Source organism: Allofournierella sp., assembly GCF_048388525.1.
GTDB lineage: Bacteria > Bacillota > Clostridia > Oscillospirales > Ruminococcaceae > BQOK01.
The window spans coordinates 1-21,819 of record NZ_DBGCTQ010000120.1; the positions used below are offsets into that span (position 1 = coordinate 1).

Annotated in this window: 30 protein-coding genes; 27 read left to right on the forward strand and 3 right to left on the reverse strand. The window is 59.1% G+C overall.

All coding sequences use genetic code 11. The annotated features are described in order from the left end of the window. From ACMLHZ_RS14520 to ACMLHZ_RS14560, 9 genes are all read left to right on the forward strand, one after another. Nucleotides 1–1,440 (forward strand): hypothetical protein (locus ACMLHZ_RS14520; RefSeq protein WP_418668384.1); only part of this gene is annotated, 1,440 nt, incomplete at its 5' end. A 10-nt stretch (nt 1,441–1,450) separates the two neighbouring features. Next, nucleotides 1,451–2,596 carry a dTDP-4-amino-4,6-dideoxygalactose transaminase gene (gene rffA / locus ACMLHZ_RS14525; protein WP_418668385.1) on the forward strand — a complete coding sequence of 382 codons (1,146 nt, stop codon included), beginning with the start codon at nt 1,451–1,453 and terminating at the stop codon, nt 2,594–2,596. A 430-nt stretch (nt 2,597–3,026) separates the two neighbouring features. Continuing rightward, nucleotides 3,027–3,800: a hypothetical protein gene (locus ACMLHZ_RS14530; RefSeq protein WP_418668386.1), complete on the forward strand. Its 774-nt coding sequence runs from the start codon at nt 3,027–3,029 to the stop codon at nt 3,798–3,800. Between the two features lie 59 nt (nt 3,801–3,859). Beyond that, the gene (locus ACMLHZ_RS14535) at nt 3,860–5,086 is read left to right on the forward strand and encodes an ATP-grasp domain-containing protein (RefSeq protein WP_418668387.1); all 1,227 of its coding nucleotides are present in this window, start codon (nt 3,860–3,862) and stop codon (nt 5,084–5,086) included. A 9-nt stretch (nt 5,087–5,095) separates the two neighbouring features. Further along, complete coding sequence (locus ACMLHZ_RS14540; RefSeq protein WP_418668388.1) at nt 5,096–6,058, forward strand: glycosyltransferase; 963 nt, start codon at nt 5,096–5,098, stop codon at nt 6,056–6,058. Beyond that, nucleotides 6,042–6,416 (forward strand): DMT family transporter, encoded by a 375-nt coding sequence (locus ACMLHZ_RS14545; RefSeq protein ID WP_418668389.1) that lies wholly within the window; start codon nt 6,042–6,044, stop codon nt 6,414–6,416. The genes ACMLHZ_RS14540 and ACMLHZ_RS14545 overlap by 17 nt, the downstream gene beginning before the upstream one ends. Beyond that, nucleotides 6,406–6,762 carry a multidrug ABC transporter gene (locus ACMLHZ_RS14550; protein ID WP_418668390.1) on the forward strand — a complete coding sequence of 119 codons (357 nt, stop codon included), beginning with the start codon at nt 6,406–6,408 and terminating at the stop codon, nt 6,760–6,762. The genes ACMLHZ_RS14545 and ACMLHZ_RS14550 overlap by 11 nt, the downstream gene beginning before the upstream one ends. A gap of 20 nt (nt 6,763–6,782) precedes the next feature. Continuing rightward, on the forward strand, nt 6,783–7,919 hold the full coding sequence (locus ACMLHZ_RS14555; protein WP_418668391.1) for an ATP-grasp domain-containing protein: 1,137 nt from the start codon (nt 6,783–6,785) through the stop codon (nt 7,917–7,919). A 3-nt stretch (nt 7,920–7,922) separates the two neighbouring features. Then, entirely contained in the window at nt 7,923–8,900 is a 978-nt protein-coding gene (locus tag ACMLHZ_RS14560; protein ID WP_418668392.1) for a glycosyltransferase family 2 protein, read from the forward strand. Between the two features lie 72 nt (nt 8,901–8,972). On the opposite strand, the gene ACMLHZ_RS14565 is transcribed toward ACMLHZ_RS14560, so the two are convergent. The 3 genes from ACMLHZ_RS14565 to ACMLHZ_RS14575 are packed head-to-tail and all read right to left on the reverse strand — an operon-like array spanning nt 8,973 to nt 10,134. Beyond that, nucleotides 8,973–9,215, reverse strand: a complete 243-nt coding sequence (locus ACMLHZ_RS14565) for a DUF2442 domain-containing protein (RefSeq protein WP_418668393.1) — start codon at nt 9,213–9,215, stop codon at nt 8,973–8,975. A 50-nt stretch (nt 9,216–9,265) separates the two neighbouring features. Further along, nucleotides 9,266–9,739 carry a hypothetical protein gene (locus ACMLHZ_RS14570; RefSeq protein WP_418668394.1) on the reverse strand — a complete coding sequence of 158 codons (474 nt, stop codon included), beginning with the start codon at nt 9,737–9,739 and terminating at the stop codon, nt 9,266–9,268. Continuing rightward, a complete protein-coding gene (locus ACMLHZ_RS14575) occupies nt 9,736–10,134 on the reverse strand; it encodes a helix-turn-helix domain-containing protein (protein WP_418668395.1) in 399 nt (132 codons plus the stop codon). Before ACMLHZ_RS14575 ends, ACMLHZ_RS14570 begins: the two co-directional genes overlap by 4 nt. Nucleotides 10,135–10,645: 511 nt before the next feature. On the opposite strand from ACMLHZ_RS14575, the gene ACMLHZ_RS14580 reads away from it, so the two are divergent. The 18 genes from ACMLHZ_RS14580 to ACMLHZ_RS14665 all read left to right on the forward strand — a co-directional run. Beyond that, nucleotides 10,646–10,972, forward strand: a complete 327-nt coding sequence (locus tag ACMLHZ_RS14580; RefSeq protein WP_418668396.1) for a hypothetical protein — start codon at nt 10,646–10,648, stop codon at nt 10,970–10,972. 389 nt (nt 10,973–11,361) lie between these two features. Continuing rightward, nucleotides 11,362–11,793, forward strand: a complete 432-nt coding sequence (locus ACMLHZ_RS14585) for a hypothetical protein (protein ID WP_418668397.1) — start codon at nt 11,362–11,364, stop codon at nt 11,791–11,793. A gap of 265 nt (nt 11,794–12,058) precedes the next feature. Then, nucleotides 12,059–12,532, forward strand: a complete 474-nt coding sequence (locus ACMLHZ_RS14590; protein WP_418668398.1) for a phage holin family protein — start codon at nt 12,059–12,061, stop codon at nt 12,530–12,532. 340 nt (nt 12,533–12,872) lie between these two features. After that, nucleotides 12,873–13,361, forward strand: a complete 489-nt coding sequence (locus ACMLHZ_RS14595; RefSeq protein WP_418668399.1) for a terminase small subunit — start codon at nt 12,873–12,875, stop codon at nt 13,359–13,361. Further along, on the forward strand, nt 13,342–14,592 hold the full coding sequence (locus ACMLHZ_RS14600) for a PBSX family phage terminase large subunit (protein WP_418668400.1): 1,251 nt from the start codon (nt 13,342–13,344) through the stop codon (nt 14,590–14,592). The genes ACMLHZ_RS14595 and ACMLHZ_RS14600 overlap by 20 nt, the downstream gene beginning before the upstream one ends. After that, a complete protein-coding gene (locus tag ACMLHZ_RS14605) occupies nt 14,592–14,801 on the forward strand; it encodes a hypothetical protein (protein WP_418668401.1) in 210 nt (69 codons plus the stop codon). Before ACMLHZ_RS14600 ends, ACMLHZ_RS14605 begins: the two co-directional genes overlap by 1 nt. Then, nucleotides 14,801–16,186, forward strand: a complete 1,386-nt coding sequence (locus ACMLHZ_RS14610) for a hypothetical protein (protein ID WP_418668402.1) — start codon at nt 14,801–14,803, stop codon at nt 16,184–16,186. Before ACMLHZ_RS14605 ends, ACMLHZ_RS14610 begins: the two co-directional genes overlap by 1 nt. A gap of 155 nt (nt 16,187–16,341) precedes the next feature. Then, entirely contained in the window at nt 16,342–16,866 is a 525-nt protein-coding gene (locus ACMLHZ_RS14615; protein ID WP_418668403.1) for a hypothetical protein, read from the forward strand. Then, nucleotides 16,835–17,011, forward strand: coding sequence for a hypothetical protein (locus tag ACMLHZ_RS14620; protein WP_418668404.1), 177 nt, complete (start codon nt 16,835–16,837; stop codon nt 17,009–17,011). The genes ACMLHZ_RS14615 and ACMLHZ_RS14620 overlap by 32 nt, the downstream gene beginning before the upstream one ends. 176 nt (nt 17,012–17,187) lie before the next feature. Continuing rightward, a complete protein-coding gene (locus ACMLHZ_RS14625) occupies nt 17,188–17,745 on the forward strand; it encodes a phage scaffolding protein (RefSeq protein WP_418668405.1) in 558 nt (185 codons plus the stop codon). A gap of 26 nt (nt 17,746–17,771) precedes the next feature. Beyond that, nucleotides 17,772–18,644, forward strand: coding sequence for a hypothetical protein (locus tag ACMLHZ_RS14630; RefSeq protein WP_418668406.1), 873 nt, complete (start codon nt 17,772–17,774; stop codon nt 18,642–18,644). An 18-nt stretch (nt 18,645–18,662) separates the two neighbouring features. Then, nucleotides 18,663–18,812, forward strand: a complete 150-nt coding sequence (locus ACMLHZ_RS14635) for a hypothetical protein (protein WP_418668407.1) — start codon at nt 18,663–18,665, stop codon at nt 18,810–18,812. A gap of 20 nt (nt 18,813–18,832) precedes the next feature. Further along, nucleotides 18,833–19,192 (forward strand): hypothetical protein, encoded by a 360-nt coding sequence (locus tag ACMLHZ_RS14640; RefSeq protein WP_418668408.1) that lies wholly within the window; start codon nt 18,833–18,835, stop codon nt 19,190–19,192. After that, nucleotides 19,180–19,689 (forward strand): hypothetical protein, encoded by a 510-nt coding sequence (locus tag ACMLHZ_RS14645; protein WP_418668409.1) that lies wholly within the window; start codon nt 19,180–19,182, stop codon nt 19,687–19,689. The genes ACMLHZ_RS14640 and ACMLHZ_RS14645 overlap by 13 nt, the downstream gene beginning before the upstream one ends. 30 nt (nt 19,690–19,719) lie before the next feature. Continuing rightward, nucleotides 19,720–20,187, forward strand: coding sequence for a hypothetical protein (locus tag ACMLHZ_RS14650; RefSeq protein WP_418668410.1), 468 nt, complete (start codon nt 19,720–19,722; stop codon nt 20,185–20,187). Further along, nucleotides 20,188–20,691: a hypothetical protein gene (locus ACMLHZ_RS14655; RefSeq protein ID WP_418668411.1), complete on the forward strand. Its 504-nt coding sequence runs from the start codon at nt 20,188–20,190 to the stop codon at nt 20,689–20,691. Between the two features lie 82 nt (nt 20,692–20,773). Next, the gene (locus tag ACMLHZ_RS14660; RefSeq protein WP_418668412.1) at nt 20,774–21,253 is read left to right on the forward strand and encodes a hypothetical protein; all 480 of its coding nucleotides are present in this window, start codon (nt 20,774–20,776) and stop codon (nt 21,251–21,253) included. Then, nucleotides 21,253–21,819 (forward strand): Gp15 family bacteriophage protein (locus tag ACMLHZ_RS14665; protein WP_418668413.1); only part of this gene is annotated, 567 nt, incomplete at its 3' end. The genes ACMLHZ_RS14660 and ACMLHZ_RS14665, both read left to right, overlap by 1 nt.

Here is a 21,819-nt window from a genome sequence, read left to right on the forward strand (position 1 = left end):
GGTTGGATGGGCCGCGTTCAAAACGTTCGCGGTTGCCTGCGGGCGCTGGGGAATCTGCTAAGACAAAAACGGATGTGGGCGGCGCTCATGGGCGCCGCGGCGATCACCATTGGCACATGGGCGGTGCAGGCGGCCTTTTGGAGCCAGCCCGGTTGGGTGGAATCCAAAAAATTCAGCGATGCGCGCTCTCATGTTACGGACCATGCCTCCGGCGGCTGGGAAGAAAATCGGGAAGTACTGGAAGCGGCAGGTTTTACGGAGAATGATTACTGGTGTATGGAGCACCAATCATTTGCCGACCCGGAATTTTTTGATTTACCGCGTATGGAATTGCTCGGAAGCCTACGTTTAAAAACAGCTCCGCAAACGGTTGGGGAGTTTTTGAGTGAAAGAACCTTGCCGTTTTTGCTGCGTTTGCCCTTTGAAACCCGCAGCTTTTTAGCGTTTTGTATCATTGGGGGCATCGCTTTTTTGCTGGGCGGCTGGCGGCAGCGCCTAACAATATTGGCGGCTGGCGGCGGATCCCTGATCATAGCCCTTGTGCTGCTGTGGCAGGGATATCTTCCACAGCGGGTACTGGAAGCAATTTTTTTGTGTGCCATTGTTTCAGTACTGCTTTTACCACCCAAAAAGCAACTAAAACGCGCCATATGGTTTTGGGGCGCCGCCGGGATTTTTGCGTTGTGTGCAGCGATGTTGGCAGTGCGGCTTGCTGCAGGAGGCGTGCGATGGCCGCAGGTGAACACCATTCCGGCGGGACAGACGGCGGATGCGGCTGTGAATACCGCCGCCACGGACAAAGAATATGTTTATATTTGGGATATTTACAGCACCTATAACCGGGTGCAGCAGGCGTATGGCCTGTGTGCGCTGCCGGATGAGGACTTTTACAGCAACAACACGATTTTGGGCGGCTACCATGAATATGCGCCTTACATGATTGAAACACGCCGGGCGATGAACGTAGAAAACCCCATGCGGGCGTTGGTGGAAAATCCGCGCGCTTTACTGTTGGACGACTACATGCCCGAAAAGATCCTGCTGTATGTGCAGCAGCATTATGCGCCTAGGGCGGAGCTTTCCGCCGCAAAGGATATGGGAGGCGGGCTGTGGGCACTGGCGTTTACGCAGCCGCTGGAGGCGGTGCAGACGCGGCCGTTGAGCTGGCAGATAGATGAAATTGAGTTTGCGGGAGGCCGTGAAGGCTGGTATACTGTAAAAGGTATGGCTGAAGGATTGGAAGCCGCACAGACCATCTGGCTGCAGATACAGGATGCCAAAGGGGAGAGTCGTTGTTACCGGTTGATGGACCAGGGGCGCGGACGTTTTGGAACCGGGCTGTATCTGGACTGGACGAAACAGGAAAACGGATTTGTATACACATTGCTGTGGCAGGAAAACGGAGAGATCTACCAGAGCGCGGAACTTGAAATAAAGTGAGGAAACGAAAATGATCGATTTTAATGTGCCCCCGTTTGTGGGGACCGAGCTGAAGTATGTAAAGCAGGCGGTGGAAAACCACAAGATCTGCGGCGACGGAGTGTTTACAAAGCGCTGCAATGCCTGGTTGGAGCAGCGGTTCGGCGCGCAGAAAGTGCTGCTTACCACCAGCGGGACCACGGCGCTGGAGATGGCGGCGCTGCTGTGCGATTTAAGGCCGGGGGACGAGGTGATTTTGCCGAGTTTCACGTTTTCTTCGACCGCGACCGCTTTTGTGCTGGCGGGTGCGAAGCTTGTATTCGTGGATGTGCGGCCGGATACGATGAACATGGACGAGACCAAGATTGAGGCGGCCATTACGGACAGAACCAGGGTTATCTGCGTGGTGCACTACGCGGGCGTGGCCTGTGAGATGGACACGATTATGGAGATTGCCGCCCGCCACGGCCTGAGGGTGGTAGAGGATGCGGCGCAGGGTGTGATGAGCACCTATAAAGGCAAGGCGCTGGGAACCATTGGCGATTTTGGCTGTTATTCGTTCCACGAGACAAAAAACTACTCGATGGGCGAGGGCGGCGCGCTGCTGATCCGGGATGCGGCGCACAACGAAAAGGCAGAGATCCTGCGGGAAAAGGGTACCAACCGGGCAAAGTTTTTCAGAGGGCAGGTGGACAAGTATACCTGGGTGGATTATGGATCGAGCTATCTGCCCAGCGAGCTGAACGCGGCATACCTTTGGGGACAGCTGGAGGAGGCGGACCGGATCAACAACGACCGCCTGGACAGCTGGAACGCCTATTACGAGGCGTTTTTGCCGCTGGCGGAGAGAGGGCTGGCGGAGCTGCCGGCGATTCCTGACGGGTGCGTGCACAACGCACATATGTTTTGGGTGAAATGCAGGGATCTGGAGGAGCGGACCTGCCTGATCGGCTTTTTGAAAGAGAGAGGCGTTCAAGCTGTGTTTCATTATATTCCGCTGCACTTGGCCCCGGCCGGGGTTCGCTTTGGTAGGTTTGCAGGTAAGGACGCGCACACGACGACCGAGAGTGAACGCCTGATGCGACTTCCGCTGTATTATGGCCTTGCGGCACAGGATCGGGAAAAGGTGATCGGGGAGGTGCTGGGGTTTTTCCAGCAAGAAAGACAAATCGAATGAAAGCGATCTGCGCCTGGGCAGGCCGAACCCATTCCTGCTGGTGGGAGTGGGCGGTTGTGGCGCTGTGTTATGGGGACTGACTGCGCTGCTGACCCGGTGTTTTTCTTTACAGATTACAAATGTGTTGGAAGGAGACCTGTGGATGCAGGTCCACGTGGCGATCGACCCGCCGGAAAGTATCTACAGTTTTGTGCCGGTTACAGCCTGTACAAATACATTTTTCGCTTTTTGCATTGGGCCTGGCTAAGCGATTGGGCATTCGTTCTTTTTGTGCTGTAGATGGTGCTGGCAGGCTGCTGGGCAACAGGAGAATATCTGAGAACTTTTACCGCCTGCAAAAATCGGGCGTTGTGCACCTTGCTGGGTTTGGGAATCTATTGTGCAGACCCTCTGTTTTTGCCGCTGCTCAACCCGCACCGAGCCATGGGAAATGCAGACGGCAGGCGTGTGGCACAACCCCACCCTGTTGGGGATCAAACTGCTGGGTGTAATTTTGTTGTGGCTTTTTGCAGAGATCGCCTGCGGGATCGACCAAAGAGTGCCGTTAGGGCGATTATGCGCATTTGCAGTGGTGAGAATGATTTCCACTTGGGTCAAGCCTAATATGGTCTTGTGCATTTATCCTGCACTGGCGGCGATCCTTCTGATTTGGCTGGCGAAGAGGGGCCGCAAAGCGTTTTGGCGCTTAGCGGCATGTGAGGTGACGGTGCTGCCCAGCATGGCCGTGCTTTTGTGGCAGTATCCGCTCACCTATGGCGAGAGCGCGGCACAGGACAGCGGTGTGGGGATATTGTTTGGCTATGGAATGCGGCTGTTCAACGAAGACCCTGTAGCATCTGTTGTGCAGTCGATTGCCTTTCCGCTGGCGGTTTTGCTGGTGGGATGGAAAAGCTTTAGACGGGCAGATCAATACTGCCTTGCCTGGATTGCCACAGGGGCCGGGTATCTGCAATATCTGTTTTTGGTGGAGACAGGCCCCCGCATGGATCACGGGAATTGGAGCTGGGGCGTGGCGGTAATGGCGTTTCTGCTGTTTTTGGTGAGCCTGGAAGAATTGCTGCGCCAGATGCGGCGGCAATGGGAGACAGGCTGGGCAGGCAAGGCATGGGTAGGCATTTGTTGGGGCCTTCTGGCCTGGCATGTGGTGTGCGGCGGGATGTTCTTGCTGCAGTATCTTGTGCAGGGAACCTATTTTGCAAGGTGAAAACGACGGCCCAAACAGATGAATGATACTTGCGGCCAGGAAGCTGAGAGGTAGATCCAATGGAGTGGTTCATGGTATTGGGAGCGGGAGAGTTTCAGCTTCCGCTGATCCGGGCCGCAAAGGCCCGGGAGATGAAAGTAGTAGTGGTGTCGGCCCCAGGAGATTATCCTGGATTTGCTGAGGCGGATGCCCAGGTGCTGTGCGATGTGCGAGATAAAAAAGCAGTGTTGAAAGCCGCCCGAGAATACAAGATCTGCGGGATCGCCACCGATCAGACAGATATCCCGGTGCCTACAGCCGCCTATGTGGCGGCTCGGCTGGGGCTGCCGGGAATGAGCGAAGAGACGGCTTTGAATTTTACAGATAAAGCGCGGATGCGCTGGTTATGCCGGCAGGCGGGGCTTCCTACAATACGGGCTTGGGAAATTGACAGTGCGGAGAAGGTAGGGAGCTTTTTTCGCCGCATCCATGGGTCGGCTATTTTGAAACCTGTGGACAGCCAGGGAAGCCGGGGAGTTTGCCGGTTAGAGCGCGAAGAGGAGTGGGAAGAGAAGTTTCAGCAGGCAGTGGCCTACTCAGAAAAGAAAGAAGCGCTTCTGGAAGAATACATTACAGGGCAGGAGCTCGAAGTGGATTCGTTGGTGATTAATGGAGAAGTAACGGTGCTGGCCACAGGCAAGATCGAATTGTTTTCTTTGCCAGACACTTTTTCTTCTTACCTGCGGGTTTACCCCGCTGATTTGCCGGGTGATAGGTTGGCGCTGTTGGAACAGGTGAACCGCCAGACGATCCAGGCCTTGGGACTGAAGCAGGGAATCACGCATGGAGAGTATATTGTGGGAGAGGACGGCAAAATCTATCTGATTGAAATTGCTGCCCGGGGAGGCGGGAATTTTGTATCCTCGCACATTGTTCCCGACCGCTCGGGGCTACGCACAGAAGAATTTATTGTGGATGCGGCTACCCGCCATTCGGTGGAGGCGCCGGTGCTGAGGCCGGCGTGCGGGGTGGTGTGCTGCCTTTCCTTTTACTTACCGGAAGGCAGAGTAGAAACGATTGCAGGGGTGGAGGAACTGGACAGAGACCCCGATGTGCTGGTGCACTCGCTGCATAAGATCCAGGTGGGAACAAAGTGCGGGAAAAATTTGGATAAGACCAGTCGTTTTACGATTGTGCTGAAGGCCAAAGACTATGAGGCTTTAAGAAAGAAAATTGCCGGAGTAAAAGAGACAGTGAAAATCATGGTGCGGTGTAAAGATCGATTGGGAGGACCTATTTGGCAGTGAGGAGAGGTTATGCAGATCGAAAAAATCAGTTTTGTGATCCCTTGTTATGGCAGCGAGCACACCATTGAAGCCGTGGTGGAGGAAATCAAGGAGACGATGGGGCGCAGACCGGGATTGGCGTTTGAGGTGATCGCTGTGAACGATCAATCGCCCGATGAAGTGCAAATGGTGCTTGAGAAATTGGCCGCCGGGGACAGACGGATAAAAGTAATTACGTTGGCCAAGAACTCAGGAAAGGCGAATGCACAGATGGCCGCTTTTCGCCACCTGAAAGGGGACGTGGTGGTGTGCCTGGACGATGACGGTCAATGCCCGATGGGCCAATTGTGGGATTTGTTGGCACCGATTGAGAAAGGGAGCGCGGATTCAGCAGTGGCGCGTTACCCGAAGAAAAAGGAGAGCGCCTTCAAACGGTTTGGCAGCAAGGTGAATGCCCGCACAGACGAATGGCTTTTGGGGAAGCCACAGGAGCTGCAGATATCGAACTTTTCGGCTCACCGGCGGTTTGTGATCGACGAGGCGGTGCGCAGTGAGACAGCTTACCCCTACTTTTGGGGATTGGTGCTGCGGAGCACCAGCCATGTAGTGAACGTGGAAATGGAGGAGCGTGAGCGCCTGGCGGGCCGCGGTCACTTCAACTTCCGGCGGAGTTTCGCCATGTGGCTGGACGGCTTTACCGCGTGCTCGATCAAACCGCTGCGGCTGGCAGATATTTTGGGCCTGCTGTGCGCGGCGGGAGGCTTTGGGTTTGGGATCTATGCCATTATTCGAAAGTTAGTGGATCCTGCCCGCATTGATGCGGGCTACAGCAGTATTATTGCCTCCATCTTTTTTGTGGGGGGCGTTTTGATGATCCTGTTGGGATTGGTGGGAGAATATGTGGGACGAATTTATATGGGGATCAACAAGGTGCCCCAATATGTGATACGGGAGAGCTGGAACCTGGAGGAAGAGTATGAAAGGGAGGAATAAGACCGCACTCACTCTTCTTGCCCTGCATTTATTGCTTATGGTCTATTCTGCCAGCGGGATCCTGAGCAAAAACGCCGCGAAAAGCCAAGCGTTCAGTTGGCCCTGGCTGCTGTTGATGGGTGGGGTGTTTTTGATTTTGGCGGTCTATGCAGTGGGATGGCAGCAGGTGATCAAGCGGCTGCCGTTGACCACTGCGTTTGCAAACAAAGCGGTGACGGTGGTGTGGGGGATCGTGTGGGGCGCTTTGTTTTTTAAGGAAGCGATCACTCCCGGAAAGCTGTTAGGCGCGGCGCTGATCATTGCAGGCGTGGTGTTGTTTGTAAAAGCGGACGGGGAGGAGATGCGGGATGAAAAGTGAGATAGTGCCCGCCTACCTTTTGCTATACCTGGCCAGTGTGTTTTTGGCGGCCATCAGCCAGGTGCTGCTGAAAAAGGCGGCCCAGAGACCGCATAAAAGTATGATTGAGGAGTATACCGACTGGAGAGTAATCACAGGATATACAATTTTTGTGGGCTGTACATTTTTGACCATGCTGGCCTACAAAGGAATACCCTTAAGCCTGGGGCCGGTGCTGGAGGCTACCAGTTATGTGTATGTGACCTTTTTTGGCGTGACGATTTTTAAAGAGAAGCTGGGAGCAAAAAAGGTGGCGGCGCTGGGGTTGATTATCGGCGGGATCCTGGTGTACAGCCTGCTGGGGTAAAAGAGAGGAAGGTGGAGGCCATGAGGCGAAAGCTCGCGATCATAGGCGCGTCGTATTTGCAGGAGCCCCTGATCCAAACGGCAAAGGCGATGGGATGCGAAACCCATGTTTTTGCGTGGCGGGCGGGGGATGTGGGCGAAAAGAGCGCGGACTTTTTTTACCCCATCAGCATTGTGGAAAAGGAAGAGATTTTGCGGGAGTGCAGGCGCATTGGAGTGGAGGGGATCTGCTCGATCGCCTCGGACCTTGCGATGCTGACCGTTAATTATGTGGCGCAGAAGATGGGCCTTGTGGGAAATTCTTTGGAGGCCACATTCCTGTCCACGAATAAAAACGCGATGCGGGCCGCATTTCGTGCGGCCGGGGACCCATCGCCGGAAAGCTGCCTTGTGGAAAATGCAGAGGCGCTGGAAGCGCTGGCGCTTGCCTACCCGCTGATCGTGAAGCCCACCGACCGCTCCGGCAGCCGTGGGGTGACGCTGGTGGAGCGGCCCCGCGAGCTGCGGCGGGCCTTTGAGCAGGCGCTGGCGGCGAGCTTTGAGAAGAAAGTGGTGGTTGAGGAGTTTGTGCCCGGAAAGGAATACAGTGTGGAATGCGTGTCGTGGAAAGGGACGCACCATTTCCTTGCGGTGACACAAAAGTATACCACCGGGGCCCCCCACTTTATTGAGACGGCGCATTTGGAACCGGCCATATTGACGGAGCGCCAGATCGACAGCATTCGGGAAATTGTGTTTCATGCGCTGGATACCCTGAAGCTGCAGAATGGGGTTTCCCATTCTGAGCTGAAGCTGGCGGGCGACGAGATCAAGCTGATCGAGATCGGCGGGCGGATGGGAGGGGATTGCATCGGCTCGGATCTTGTGCGGATTTCCACCGGGGTGGATCTGGTGCGCTGCGTGGTACAGATCGCGCTGGGACAGGCGCCGGACCTTTCGCCGAAGGACCATGGGGGAGCGGCAGCGGTGCGGTTTGTCTGCGGGGCGCGCGATGTGGAGCGGCTGGAACAGCTGCAGAAGCAGGCGCCGGAGACGGTATGCTTCTGCAGCCCGCTGAAGCCCTTTGACCACGAGGTGACCGACAGCGCGGCGCGGTTTGGATATTACATATTGAAGGGCCGGACGGCCGAAGAGTTGGCCGCCCTTTTGGAGGAATAAAAATTGCTGCTTTCGTTTGTGATCCCCTGTTATCACAGCGCGGCCACGCTTCCAGAGGTAGTGGAGGAGATCAAAACCACGGTGGAACGGGATGGCCGGTACGACTATGAGATCATTTTGGTAAACGACAACCCGCCGGACGACACCTATGAGGTGATCCGCGGGCTGGCGGGGAAAGACCGGCATGTGAGAGGCATCTGCATGACCCGGAACTTTGGACAGCATGCCGCACTGATGGCGGGCTATCGGGAGGTGCGGGGGGAGATCGTTATAAGCCTGGATGACGATGGCCAGACGCCGGCGGATCAGGTGTTCCGGCTGGTGGACGCGCTGAGAGAGGACGTGGACGTGGTTTATGCGCGCTACCCCAGCAAAAAGCATTCGATGTTCCGCAATTTCGGCACCTATATGAACGAAAAGATGGCGGTCTGGCTGCTGGGGAAGCCTGAAAACCTGCACATTACCAGCTATTTTGCGATGCGGCCTGTTGTGGTGCGGCAGATCGTGCAGTACCACAACCCCTACTCTTATGTGGAGGGGCTGGTGCTGCGCGCGACCAGCCGGGTGATCGACGTGCCGGTGGAGCACAGGGCCAGGGAATGCGGCGAGAGCGGATATACTTTTTCAAAGCTTCTGAGTTTGTGGCTGAATGGCTTCACGGCTTTTTCGGTGAAGCCCTTGCGCGTAGGGAGCCTTGTGGGGACTGTTTTGATGATCCTTGGCTTTTTGAGCGCTGTGGTCGTGCTGGTACAAAAGCTGTGGCTGGGGGACGCGATCGACGCGGGATGGTCCAGCCTGATGTGCCTGCTGCTGGTTTTGGGCGGGCTGATTCTAGCAATGCTGGGTTTGCTGGGAGAGTATATCGGGCGGATCTATGTGAGCATCAGCGCGGCCCCCCAATATGTGATACGGGAACGATGCGGCGAAGATGAGACAGAAGAAAAAATGAGCGGGATCCGGTGCAGAATATCTGAAAAGTAACGCGGGGCGTGGTGAAAACCACGCCCCGCGTTACTTTTGAAAGTTAGGGGGATGAAAATGCGAAGGGAGAGGCTAGCGCAGGGCGATGCCGCCCTCGTAAAGCTCGTGGGGGGCGATATCTTGGCCGTCTGGCCAGACCACGGTGCTGCCCGACGGCTGCACCCGGCGGAAATATTCCTCGCCGGCCAGCTTGCCGTACCAGCTGCCCTTCATATATGGGCTTACATTGAAGAGCTTAGCCTCGCCGGTGGCGAAGGCCACAAGGATGCGCTTTCTGCCCAGGGGAATGACTGCGGTGACGGTGGGAGTTGACATGGGAGGCTCCTTTCTTTTGGATGGGCGCACGTTCGGCGCGTTCGGCATTTTTAAGGACAGGGGGCGCTTTCAGGCTCGGAGCGCTCTTTGCGGGCGGCCAGGGCGGCCTCGAAATCCACGTTTTGGGCGGTACGATAATATTCCAGCATTTCGGAAATGTAACACAGGGGCACATCGAAATGCTCGGCCAGATCCCAGGGCTCGGTGTGGCCGTCCTGCATGGCGTCCAGAATGGTATCCAGGGGAAAATATTTTTCGTACCCGTAGCGGCAGGCGACGTTTTCCTGATGACGGCGCACGGTAAAAGGGCTGTCGAGCTGATAAAAGGTGCCGGTGGCAAAATGGCCTTCCTCGTGGATCAGCACGGCCCGCTCTTCGGCGGCGCCTGCAAGATGCTGCTGGTTCAAACCAAGATAACCGGAGGGCTCCGCCACCGCCTTGAGGCTGCCCAGCGGACAGGAAAATACGTCGACCCCTTGCGCTTCCAGGGCTTCGTACAATGTTTCAAGTGGGATCGCACTCACGGTGCTTGTTGCTCCTTTTCTCGTTTTTGGCGCTTGCGGGCGGCCACCATGCGGATAAACATGGTGACGTCGTCGATTTCGTCCTGGGTGAATTCTTCCCTCACTTCGCCGTAAGCAGCGATCAGCTGCCCGGCCAGGGGATCGTTTTCCAGCCCGCCGCCCGTTTGGGCGGCGGGCGTTTTGTTTTGTTCGAGGCTCAGAAGGCGGTCCACAGTGACCCCAAAATATACGGCGAGAGCTTTGGCGTTGGCGTTTGAAGGAAGTACCTCTATCCCTTTTTCCCAGTTTGCTTTCCAGTGGCTCACTGCCGAGCGGGCAATGCCGGTCTCCATGGCTGCACGGGTGGGCTTTACCCCTCGCTGTTCACAGAGTTGAACGAAGTTGTCATAGAACACGATTTTGCACCTCGTTTTTCGGCACATTCCACAAAGTTCTTTCAAATGAAACTATCCCCTTGAAAAGTTCAATTAATTGAACTATAATAAATTCAAGAGTTCGATTCAAAGAACAAAAGTCGCAACTTACAGCAGGAAAGCACCGAAAATTATTTATGCATCCATCATAACACGCCCTTTCTGAAAGTTCAACAATATGAACACGCAAAAAAGATTTTTGGAAATCTGCACAAAGAGAGAAGGAGTGGACGGGCAAAATGCCGATCCAAAGAAAAAAGCGGCAAGGCAGCAGGCAGAAGACGAAAACCATAAAGAGGCGGAAAAGGGGGGAACGTTTACAGGTAAATAATAACACATAAAAAGTCCCATAAAATGGATTGTTGCTTTAAAAAGGAAGGAGAAGAATATGCTGGAAAAGAAGGCGGCGGATACAGGCCGAAAAACGGAAAAACAGCCGGGCGAAAGGATTGGAAAGAGAACAATGGAAAAGAGGGTCGGAAGGAGCACAGGGATGGGCTCCTGCTGGCTGGAAAAACAGATGAATCTGAAAAAAGATGGGAAGCAGGCCAGTTGGCAGGAACAATACCTGCGGGTGTTGGAGCTGTGCCTGACGTTGAATAACATGCCCTCGGGGAAGGACAAAACCAAAGGCCCCGTGGCTTTTTGTGATTTTATGGGCCATACCGGCAGCTTTTTTGTTTCGGTGTTTTTGGAGGGGTGGCGCCCGGATGCAAAGGAGGAGGTGGCTTGTACTTACAAAAACGGAGAGCCGATTGTGGGCTGGGAGCTGGGCAGGCTGATCGGCTTTTTGGAAGAGCTGGCAGAGCAATGGGCGTGAGCACTGCGCTGGAATTGGCGGCTGGCCGCTGGGCAGCAGGAAAGGCGGATGGCCTTTTCACACGAACGGGAGATGGCCTGCCCGGTACGCGCACGGCAGCGCTTTGAAAAAGTACCGCAGGGGCACAAAAGGAAAGGAAGGAAAACGATTGGGCAAGCGAAAAAGGACAAGGCCGCCCAGGGCCCGCCGCAGGCGGCGATGCGGACCGGAATGCGCTGCGCTGATCCGGCGCATCCACCGGGCGGCTGCGCCGGCAGGGATGGGCGTTTCGCGCTGCAGCGGCTGCGAATGGCGGAAGGATGGCGGCGAAGCGTGTTTGGGGCCGGTGTGCTACAAACAGGCACTGGCAAGGCAAGGGAACTGATTGGGAAGAAAGGGGAAGCAGGGATATGACCTATGAAGAAAAAGCAAAATGGCTTTGCCGTTACCAGACGGCGTTGCACAGTGAACAGCTGCTGGCAGAGGAGGTGGAACGGCTGCGGGCGGAGAGCGAGCGGGTGACACCCCTGTTGACCGGGATGCCGGGAGCGGGACCGGATCTGGATCGCCTGCCCCGGGCAGTGGAGCGCATTCTGGAAGCGCAGCAGCGGCTGGAAGCGCAGGTGTGGCGCTGCCTTGTGCTGCGGGGAGAGGTGGAAACAGCGATTTGTGCCGTGCAGGATGAGCGCCTGCGGGAGATCTTGCGCAGGCGTTACATTTTGGGCCAGACACTGGAAAAGGCCGCGGAGGCTATGACGTATGACTACCGGTGGATAAAACGTCTGCATCACCGGGCGGTGGAACAGTTGGCCCCCCCGAGCCCCCTGCCGTGTGCGGTATAATATAAATGGGAAAAAGACAAAAAAGCCGCCAGGGGAGTGACCCGGGCGGCTTTTTTGGACATGCGGCTCCGCTGGTTTCAGCGGGGCCTTTGGGGGGGAAGGAAGCGGGGGGAAAACACTTGCCGATTGAGGGCCGCAGGCCGCTGGAGGTTTAAAAGGAGAAAGGAAAGGGTGGAACAAAAATTTTCGGGAAGCAGAAATTAGGACAGACAGGGAGGGAAAGAGCGGTATGCGTATGGAAGGAAAAGCAGGGAGGGTTGATTGGATGGAAAATGTTCAAACAAGCGCGGAGAATGCCAAAGCAATGATTTGTGCGGCCGGAGCGCTGATCACGTCTTTGTTTGGCTGGATGGGCTGGCTGGTGGTGATTTATGCAATGGCAATGGGACTGGACTATGCGACGGGGACGATCGCGGCGGTCAAGGCACACGAATGGCGGTCTTCGGCTGCAAGAGAGGGGATCTGGCACAAGACCGGCTGCATTGTGACGGTGGCGGCCGCGGCATTGACGGACTGGATGCTCTCACTGGCGCTTTCGAACCTGCCGTTGGGGAAGTGGGAGCCGGAATACACCGTGCTTTTATGCCCGCTGGTGCTGGTGTGGTACATTGTGACCGAGCTGGGCAGCGCGGTGGAAAATGCGGGGAAGCTGGGCGCGCCGGTGCCCGGCTTTTTGCTGCGTTATATGAAAAGGGCACAGGAAAAAATCGACACCAGCGGAACCGGCGCGGCGAAATGAAAAGTGGAGGGGGCTTTGCATTTGGACAAATTGGCCTAGGGCCAGGAAATTCGTTCTTCAGAACGATTTATATGGGGAAAGAAGGGCCATAAGAATGCTTTTTACGAAAACTGCATGGATTCGAAGGCCGGCAATGGGGCGGACATGGCACAGATGCGTTACGATTGATGTTTGCCGCCTGGTGGAAAGCCGAGGCAGGCCCCCGCAAGCCCCCCGGAACCTGTGATATAGTGTAAGTGGAAAAGAAGCGGCCAAAGCCGTGCAGATCTCACCGGGGAGGGATTGGCCGGCCCGGAAGAAAAGGGAGGGCTTTTTAAGTGGAAAAGAGAGGTGACGGCCTGTGCCGCGCGCAGAGCTTGCCCCGCGGCTGCGGGACTTTTGCGAGGAATATTTGAAAAATGGCGGCGACGCGTTCCAGGCTGCCCTTGCGGCGGGATACACCGACCGCTACGCCAAAAGCAAAAGCTACCGGCTGGCTGCGCGGCAGGAGGTACAGGACTATCTGGCCTGCCGAAGGCGGGAGATGGCAAGGCGCGCTGTGGCCCCGGAGCAGGTGCTGCTGGAACTGGCGCGGATCGGGTTTGCGGATGTGGCCGATTATGTGACGGTGGAGCAAGGGAAGCTGCAGGTGACCGATTTTGAGCGGATGGACCCGGCGGCGCGCCGCGCCATTGTGGCGGTAAAGAGCGGAAATTCCGGCGTGGAGGTGAAGCTGGCGAATAAATTGAAGGCCTTAGAGCTCATGGGCAAGAACCTGGGGCTGTTCGAGAAATCAAGCACTGCGGAGCAAACCGAGGGGGTGACCATCGTTGACGATATCCCTGAGTGAGGTGCTTAGCCCAGGGCTGTACGAGGCGCACCGTGCGGTGCGGCGTGGGGGGCTGGACGAGCTGGTGCTGGCGGGCGGGCGCGGGAGCACAAAGTCGAGCTTTGCGAGCGTGGAGCTGGTGAAGCTGCTGCTGGAGCACCCGGAGTGCCACGCGGTGGTGCTGCGCAAGGTGGCGTACACGCTGCGCACGAGCGTGTACGAGCAGGTGGCGTGGGCGATCGGGGCGCTGGGGCTGGCGGGGCGGTTTGAGCTTACCGTGAGCCCCATGCGGGCGGTGTATAAGCCCACCGGGCAGCGCATTTTGTTTTTGGGGTTGGATGACCCGGGGAAGCTGAAGTCGATCAAGGTGCCCTTTGGGTATGTGGGCATCGCCTGGTTCGAGGAGCTGGACCAGTTCAGCGGGCCGGAGGAGATCCGGAGTGTGGAGCAGTCGCTTTTCCGCGGCGGCTCCTTTAGTTTTGCCTTCAAGAGCTTCAACCCGCCGGCCATGGCGCGGAGCTGGGCGAACCGGTACGCACTGGAGGCGCGTGCGGGCAAGCTGGTGCACCACTCGGACTACCGGAGCGTGCCGGCGGCGTGGCTGGGGCCGCGTTTTTTGCAGGACGCGGAGCACCTGGCGGCAACCAACCCCACGGCCTACCGGCACGAGTACCTGGGCGAGGTGGTGGGCAGCGGGAACGCGGTGTTTGAAAATTTGCGGATGGAGCCTATTTCGGACGAGCAGTTGGCGGGCTTTGAGCGGCGGCTGCACGGTGTGGACTGGGGCTGGTACCCGGACCCGTGGGCGTACAACGGGTGCAGCTACGATGCGGCGCGGAGGGTGCTGTACATCTGGGACGAGCTGACGCGGCTGAGGACTTCGAACCAGGAGACGGCGCGGCTGCTGGCCGAGCGGGGGGTGTGCCAGGACCCGGAGGCGGACGAGCTGCTCACAGCCGACAGCGCCGAGGAGAAGAGCTGCAGCGACTACCGGGCGTTCGGGCTGCCCTGCCGGGGCGCCGAGAAGGGGCCGGGGAGCGTGCGGGCGGGGATGAAATGGCTGCAGAGCCTTTCCGCCATCGTGATCGACCCGGAACGCTGCCCCGATACGGCCAGGGAGTTCAGCGAGTACGAATATGAATTGGACAAAAAGACCAATGAAGTGCTGCCGGGCTACCCGGATATCAACAACCATCACATTGACGCGGTGCGGTATGCGACCAACCGCATCTGGAAGAGGAGGGGCGCATAGTGAAGCGCTTTAAGCGCTGGCTGTGCCAGCATTTTTTACCGAACTGGGCGGTGGAGAGCCTGCGGACCGAAAATGACCGGCTGCGCACCCAGCTGCTGGAAAGCCAGGCCCAGGTGGCAAAGCTGGAAGCCTACATCGATGGGATAGAGGCGGGCCTTCGCGCCCAGCGGCGCGTGGTGATCCACAACAATGCGGGAGGTGATGCCTGATGGGCATTTTACATGCAATGTTCAGCAACGATTTATACAGCTTCGAGCAGGCCTTCCCCGGGGTGCGGGACTGCACCAGCGCCGCCATGAAGGCGGCCATCGGGGAATGGTTCGGACTGTATTTTGGGGCCGAAGTGGATAAAGAGGACCCCTGCCAGCAGCTGCCCTACACGGTGGTGTCCAAGCTCTGCCGCACAGCCTTTGCCGAGTACGAGCTGGCGGTGACGGGCGGCAAGGAGTCGTTTTTTACAGGCGCGGTGCTGCCGTGGCTGGATGAGGCCCGCAAGCGGGCGGTGCAGCTGGCGCTCATCGGCGGGGAGGCCTGGCTTAAACCCGTGCCGCTGAACGCGGAAAAGCGTTTTGCCTTTTTGCCCATGCGGCGCGACTGTGTGGTGGTGATCGCACGGGCACCTGGTGGGGAGGTCACCGACCTGGTGAGTGCGGAGACCACCAAGGAGGGCGGCAAGGTGTACACCCTGCTGGAACGGCGGCGGGCGAGCGCCCGGGGGGCGGTGATCGACAGCAAGCTGTTTTGCTCTGCGGATGGCGCATCCCTGGGGTCACAGATGCCGCTGGCGACCCTGGCCAAGTATGCCAGCCTGCTGCCCACAAACACCCTGCCCGGCGTGGAGGGCATCGGCCTGGCGCGGCTGGCGGTGCCGATGGAGAACTGTGTGGACGGCAGTAGCGACCCGGTGAGCGTGTATGCGGCGGCGGTGGGGCTGATCCACAACGTGAATAAAAACGAGTGGCAGCTGGGCCGGGAATTTGAGAAGGGTGCCAGCCGGATCATCGCCTCGGCCGACATGATGACCAAGGACAAAAACGGTAAGGCCCGGCTGGACGATGAGCTTTTTGCCGGCATCGATGACGACCCGGAGGCGGTGGGCATCACCATCTTTTCGCCGGCGTTGCGGGAGCAGTCTTTTCTGGCACGCAAGGCCGAGTATCTGCGGAACCTGGAGACGGTGATGGGGATCAAGCGGGGCCTGCTGGGAGAGGTGGAGGCCGCCCAGCGGACGGCGACCGAGGTGACCAGCAGCCAGGGCGATTACAGCCTGACGCTGGCCGATGTGCAGGGGATGTGGGAGAGCTGCGCGCGGCAGGCGCTGCGGCTTTGCGACCAGCTGGGCCGGGCGTACAAGCTGTGCGGCGCGGAGCCGTTCGACCCGCAAAAGGATGTGTCCATCAGCTGGGGCAACGGCATTTTGTACGACAAAGACAAGGACTGGGCCGAAACCATGGCCCTTGTGAGCGCGGGCATGCTGCGGCCGGAGATCGCGCTGGCGTGGCGGTATGACCTGCCCTGGAAGACGCCGAAGGATCTGGAGAAGGTGCGGGCGTTGTACATGCCGGAGCTTGAGCAGATGGCGGGCGATGAGTGAGGTGATGGCCCATGGCGTTGACGCCAAAGCAGAGCGCCGGGCTGCGGACACGCAGTGAGCGGGCGCAGGTGGCCGGGTTTGGGCCGGGACAGGCTGCGCGGGGTGGCGCCCCCGCCAGTACTTTACATCAGCAGCCGCAGGGAGAGGGCCTGCCTGTGACGATGGAAAGCATTAAGCGAGTGCAGGCGGTGCCCAGTAAGCTGCTGAACGAGGACCAGCAGCTGCAGCTGGCCGGCATCCACAAGAAGCTTTTGGGGCAGGTGGCACGAAAGCCGCTTGGCACCGAGGCCGCGGAGTGTTATACTTTGGACATGCAAAAGCTGGCGCCTATTTCATACGGTGTGCCTGGCGCGGGCCGCATAAGGGTGCCGGATTTTGATAAGCCGTATATCTTGGCGCATAATCATCCAAACGGGGGAACCTTTTCTGTGGGTGATATAAATCAACTACTGAGCCGAGAGAACCTCCGGGTTTTAACTGCTGTAGGTAACGATGGAACGGTTTATGCCCTCGAAAAAGGGGTTGATTTTGACGCGAATCTTGCCGACTGGATGATGCGTAAAATTAAGGGTGAAAATCCGGGATGGAGCAATGCGCCAGAACTACACCAGAAAGTGGTGCTGGAATTTTTGAAAGGAGCAGAGGCATTTGGACTACATTATTTCACCCCAGGAAATTGAAGAGATGAAAGATTTTTTGCGACTGCACCCAATCAATCACGAATGGGATGAGGAAGCTGAAATGTTGGATGGCGTTTTGCCCGAAGCGGAAGATCAAGCGCGTACTTGCTATCGAATATTGAAGCGATTAGGAGAACTAGACTAAACCACCACCCACGGGCGGTGGTTTTTTCATGCCCAATTTTAATAGCTCAAGGCTCGTCACCCTTCGGGGCGGCGGGCCTTTTGTTATACACAAAAATACCCCGCCCCGGGGAAAACAGGGGGCCGCAGAGCGGGGGCTGGCCCGATAAAAAGGCAAGCGGCAGAAAGGAGCAAAGCATGTTGGAATGGCTGAAAGGGATCCTTGGCGAAAGCTACACCGAGGAGATCGACAAGAAAATCTCGGCAGAGATCGGCACCGCCTTTGTGGCGAAAGCGGACTTTAACGCGAAAAACGAGGCGCTGAAGGCGGCCCAGGGGCAGCTGGCGGAGGCCGGCAAGACCATTGAGGGCTTTAAAGCGCTGGACGTGGAGGGTATCAAAAAAGCGGCAGCGGAGTGGAAGGCGAAGGCCGAGCAGGCGGAGAAGGACGCGGCGGCCCAGGTGGCCGCGGTGAAGTTTGACGCGCTGGTGGAGGGGGCCATTACCAAGGCCAAGGGGCGCAGCCCCAAGGCGGTGAAGGCGCTGCTGGACCTGGACACGCTGCGGGCCAGCAAGGACCCGGAGGCCGACCTGCAGGCGGCGCTGGGCGAGCTGGCGAAGAGCGAGGGGTACCTGTTCGACACGGGCGAGACGCCGCCCCCGTATGCCGGAGGCACCGGCACGACCCCGCCGGCGGGCGGGCAGGACGCCGCGCTGCGGGCGGCCATGGGCCTGCCCGCACAGGGAACGAAGTAACGATTTGAAAGAGAGGGATTTTGAAGATGGCAAACGCAATTGAACTGGCAAAGAAGTTTATCCCCATGCTAGACGAGGTGTATAAGAACGCGAGCCTGACCGCGCGGCTGGACGGCGCGGCGGATCTGGCGCAGCAGGGCGCGAACGCGAACGAGCTGATCATCCCCATGCTGGACATGCAGGGGCTGGGGGACTACAGCCGCAACAGCGGGTATGTGAGCGGCGATGTGACCCTGACCAACGAGACCGTGAAGTGCAACTTTGACCGGGGCCGCATGTTCACGGTGGATACCATGGACAACCTGGAGACCGCGGGGCTGGCCTTTGGGCGGCTTGCGGGGGAGTTCATCCGCACCAAGGTGGTGCCGGAGCTGGACGCGTTCCGGTTTGCGAGCTACTGCGGCAAGAGCGGGGTGAGCAAAAAGGAGGAGACGCTGGCGGAGGGGGCCGCGGTGCTTGCGGCGCTGCGGGCGGCCACGAACCAGATGGACGAGGCCGAGGTGCCCCAGGAGGAGCGGTACCTGTTTATCACCCCGACGCTGGACGGCATGATCGTGGATCTGGACACCACCAAGAGCAAGGAGGTGCTGAGCCGGTTCGCCGGCAAGACCCTGGTGCCGCAGACCCGGTTTTACACCGCGATCACCCAGGCTGCGAACGGCGCGGGCGGCTACGCGAAGGCGGATGGCGCGGCCGAGGTGAACTTCATGATCCTGCACAGGGCGGCGGTGATCCAGTTTGAGAAGCACGTGGCCCCGAAGATCATTACCCCGGAGGCGAATCAGGACGCGGACGCGTACAAATTCGGCTACCGGAACGTGGGCATTGCGGATCTGTACGCCAACAAGCTGGCGGGCGTGTATGTGAGCCACAAGCCTATGGCCGCGCCGGTGGGCTGAGAAACGGAGGAGAGCTGTATGGGCAGAGTGATCGGGTATATCCCGCCCGCGAAGACGGCGGAGCTGCCGAAAGGGGAGCCGGCGGGCGAGAGCAAGGAGACGCCCGCGGCGGAGAAAGTGAAAAAGGGCGATGGCAAGGCTGTGAAAGCAGCCCCTGCCGGGCAGTAAGAAAGGGGCGGCGGCGCGTGGTGGAGTATGGATTTTACAGGGATACGTACCGGGGTGACGCGGTGCCCGAGGCGGAGTTCCCGGCGCTGGCGCGGGACGCCGCCGCCCAGCTGGCGCGCTACAAGCGGATCTATCGAGTGAGCGCCCCCGCGGGACTGGAGGAGAGCGAACAGATGGCAATGTGTGCCATGATCGACGCGCTGTACTACTTCCAGACCGCGGGGAGCGCTGGCGCGAGCGTGAGCGTGGGGAGCGTGTCCAGCAGCGTGGGGCAGGGCGCGCAGCCGGACTGCTCGGCCAAGGCACAGGCGGCGGAGCTGCTGCGGTGCGCGCGGCTGTACCTGGACATTTACAGGGGGTGCGGGCCATGCTGCGGGTGAGGCGCGGGCCGCCGGTGGACTACAGCCTGTGCGACCAGGTGGTGACCCTGTACCACGCCGGTTTTGGCGCGGACGGCAAAGGGTTTGCCTGCGCGCGGATGGTGTTCCGAGGGGCGTTTTTTGAGTGGCGGGAAAACCAGACGGTGGACCGGGGCGGCAGTTGGGAGAGCAAGAGGTTTTTGCTGGTGCTGCCCAGCGGCTGGGACGGCCGCCCTGTTTGGACGCCACCGGAGAAATTCGAGGCGCTGGCCGAAGCTGGCCGGGCCGGGCGGTTCACGCTGGCGCCGGGGGACAAGGTGCTGCGGGGCGAGGGGCCGGAGGCGGCCACGCGGGAAGCCTGGGCTGCCTTGGCACCGGCGCAGACGCCGGGCCTGGCGGCGGTGAGAGAGGTGGAGCCGAAATACTGGCGGGGCAGGGTGTGCCACGTGGAGGGGGGCGCAGACAAATGGCGCAGACGGACCACGGCGCCGGCATGGGGGGTGGGACGGCAGGTGTGAGCAGAGCTTGACGGAGAGAGGGAATGAGCGATGGAAAAGGGACAGGCGGCGGAGCAAGGCGCGCTGGAACGGGTGCGGGAGTGGCTGAAAAGCTGGCCGGGCTACGGGAAGATCGGAGAGATCCGGGCGGACTATACCGACCAGACGACGGGGGGCGGCATGTACCCCCGGGGGATCACCGAGCTGGGCCGCAGCCGGGACATTTTGGGCGGGGCGGCGGTGCGCCAGCGGCTGGATTTTAAACTGAACTTTGTGCTGCCCAAGGCGCCGGGGGAGGATCTGGAAGCCACGGAAAACGCGGAATGGCTGCTGGAATTCCAGCAATGGGTGCAGCGGCAGAGCGCCGAGGGTCTGGCCCCGCGATTTGGAAACACCGGGCAGGAAAACGAGAAATGGATCGCTGCGGGCGGCAGCCTGCAGCAGGCGGACGAGGGAGGGTTTGCGGTTTACACCGCCACCCTTTCGACAGAGTTTACAATAAAATATGAGGTGATTTGAATGGCAAAAATTGAGCGCAAGTATATGGCACATTACATCGACGCGGCACTGGCCGGGGCAACTGACGGGCCGGCTTATGTGCGGATCGGCAAGGATCTGGAGGAGTATGTGGCCGAGATGAGCGCCGAGGTGGAGAAAAAGCACAACATTATGGGAGAGACCAGCGTGTTGGTGACCAGCTACGAGAAAAACGGCGTGGTGGAGCCCTATTATGCCGAGGCGGGAGACGCGCTGTTTGAGCGGCTGCAGGACATTGCCGACAACATGCGGGTGCTGGACGAGTGCGCTAGCACCCTGGTGGACGTGCACCTGTGGGAGACTGCAACAGACGGGGCCTTCCCGGCCGTGCGGTGGGATGTGGTGATCGAGGTGGCGAGCACAGGCGGCGACAACACCGGGTACCAGATCCCGTTCAACGTGCACTACACCGGCGGGCGCACCAAGGGCACCTTTGACCCCAAGACCAAGACCTTTACACCGGAGGGGGCCGCCCCTGCGGCGTGAGCTGCAAAGATTAAGGCCCGCCTGCCGGACGGCAGGCGGGCCTTTGTGTGGGCAAAATTACAATTTTAGGAGGACAGGTAACATGGCGACCAAGCTGAACATCGACACCGGTGTGAAGGAGTATGAGATCAACGGCGGGGAGGCCGGCGGCGGCGGGGTGCTGCGGTTCAACCCCGCGGACCCCAATGTGTATGAGCGGTTTTTGCGGGCGCAGGGCAAGGTGCAGGCCATTGAGGAGGAGCTGGCCGAAAAGGGAAAAAACCTGCCCCAGGGCGGCGAGGAAGCCGGGCAGGCGGTGGTGGAGCTGATGGCGGGGGCGGACCGCCAGGTAAAGGAAGTGCTGGGCTGGGTGTTTGGCCCGCAGAACGATTTTGACGCGCTGCTGGGCGGCGTGAACATTATGGCGGTGGCGACCAATGGGGAGCGGGTGGTGACCAACCTTTTTGCGGCGCTGCTGCCGGTGATCCAGGCGGGGGCCGAGGCGTGCGCGAGCCAGAAAACGGGCGAGGCCGTGGCCGAGGCAAAGGCAAACCGGGCCCAGCGCCGCGCGGGGAAGGGCTGATGGACGCATGGAACCTGCCGGTGAGTGCGGTGATCGGCGGGAGAGAGTATTTTTTGAACGCGGATTTCAGGGACGTGCTGGATATTTTGCGGCGGCTGGACGACCCCGAACAGCCGGAGTTTTTGCGCTGGCAGGTGGCGCTGGCCCTATTTTATGAAGGCTATGAGACGATGCCCGCGGGGGATCGGGGCGAGGCGGCGGAATATCTGGCCCGGTTTATCAATTGCGGGCGGGAGGAAGAGGAAACCGGCGCGGCCGCCCCCAAGCTGCTGGACTGGCAGCAGGACGCGGCGGTGATCGTGGCGGATGTGAACCGGACGGCGGGCTGCGAGGTGCGGGCGCTGCCCTTTTTGCACTGGTGGAGCTTTATGGCCTTTTTCAACGGCATTGGGGAGGGGCAGCTGGCCACGCTGGTGTCGATACGGGACAAGCTGCGGCGGGGCAGGAAGCTGGAAAAGTGGGAACAGGAATATTACCGGGAGCACAAGAGCAGGGTGGACCTGAAGCGGCGGTACACCGCGGAGGAACTGGCCGAGCAGCGGCGGCTGGAAACGCTGCTGCAGGGG

Excerpts from the sequence above, each read along its gene's own strand:
- rffA (WP_418668385.1), top strand. The coding sequence starts at position 1,451 with ATGATCGATTTTAATGTGCCCCCGTTTGTGGGGACCGAGCTGAAGTAT.
- ACMLHZ_RS14530 (WP_418668386.1), top strand. The coding sequence starts at position 3,027 with ATGCAGACGGCAGGCGTGTGGCACAACCCCACCCTGTTGGGGATCAAA.
- ACMLHZ_RS14535 (WP_418668387.1), top strand. The coding sequence starts at position 3,860 with ATGGAGTGGTTCATGGTATTGGGAGCGGGAGAGTTTCAGCTTCCGCTG.
- ACMLHZ_RS14540 (WP_418668388.1), top strand. The coding sequence starts at position 5,096 with ATGCAGATCGAAAAAATCAGTTTTGTGATCCCTTGTTATGGCAGCGAG.
- ACMLHZ_RS14545 (WP_418668389.1), top strand. The coding sequence starts at position 6,042 with ATGAAAGGGAGGAATAAGACCGCACTCACTCTTCTTGCCCTGCATTTA.
- ACMLHZ_RS14550 (WP_418668390.1), top strand. The coding sequence starts at position 6,406 with ATGAAAAGTGAGATAGTGCCCGCCTACCTTTTGCTATACCTGGCCAGT.
- ACMLHZ_RS14555 (WP_418668391.1), top strand. The coding sequence starts at position 6,783 with ATGAGGCGAAAGCTCGCGATCATAGGCGCGTCGTATTTGCAGGAGCCC.
- ACMLHZ_RS14565 (WP_418668393.1), bottom strand. The coding sequence starts at position 9,215 with ATGTCAACTCCCACCGTCACCGCAGTCATTCCCCTGGGCAGAAAGCGC.
- ACMLHZ_RS14580 (WP_418668396.1), top strand. The coding sequence starts at position 10,646 with ATGGGCTCCTGCTGGCTGGAAAAACAGATGAATCTGAAAAAAGATGGG.
- ACMLHZ_RS14585 (WP_418668397.1), top strand. The coding sequence starts at position 11,362 with ATGACCTATGAAGAAAAAGCAAAATGGCTTTGCCGTTACCAGACGGCG.
- ACMLHZ_RS14590 (WP_418668398.1), top strand. The coding sequence starts at position 12,059 with ATGGAAAATGTTCAAACAAGCGCGGAGAATGCCAAAGCAATGATTTGT.
- ACMLHZ_RS14610 (WP_418668402.1), top strand. The coding sequence starts at position 14,801 with ATGGGCATTTTACATGCAATGTTCAGCAACGATTTATACAGCTTCGAG.
- ACMLHZ_RS14625 (WP_418668405.1), top strand. The coding sequence starts at position 17,188 with ATGTTGGAATGGCTGAAAGGGATCCTTGGCGAAAGCTACACCGAGGAG.
- ACMLHZ_RS14630 (WP_418668406.1), top strand. The coding sequence starts at position 17,772 with ATGGCAAACGCAATTGAACTGGCAAAGAAGTTTATCCCCATGCTAGAC.
- ACMLHZ_RS14635 (WP_418668407.1), top strand. The coding sequence starts at position 18,663 with ATGGGCAGAGTGATCGGGTATATCCCGCCCGCGAAGACGGCGGAGCTG.
- ACMLHZ_RS14645 (WP_418668409.1), top strand. The coding sequence starts at position 19,180 with ATGCTGCGGGTGAGGCGCGGGCCGCCGGTGGACTACAGCCTGTGCGAC.
- ACMLHZ_RS14650 (WP_418668410.1), top strand. The coding sequence starts at position 19,720 with ATGGAAAAGGGACAGGCGGCGGAGCAAGGCGCGCTGGAACGGGTGCGG.
- ACMLHZ_RS14655 (WP_418668411.1), top strand. The coding sequence starts at position 20,188 with ATGGCAAAAATTGAGCGCAAGTATATGGCACATTACATCGACGCGGCA.
- ACMLHZ_RS14660 (WP_418668412.1), top strand. The coding sequence starts at position 20,774 with ATGGCGACCAAGCTGAACATCGACACCGGTGTGAAGGAGTATGAGATC.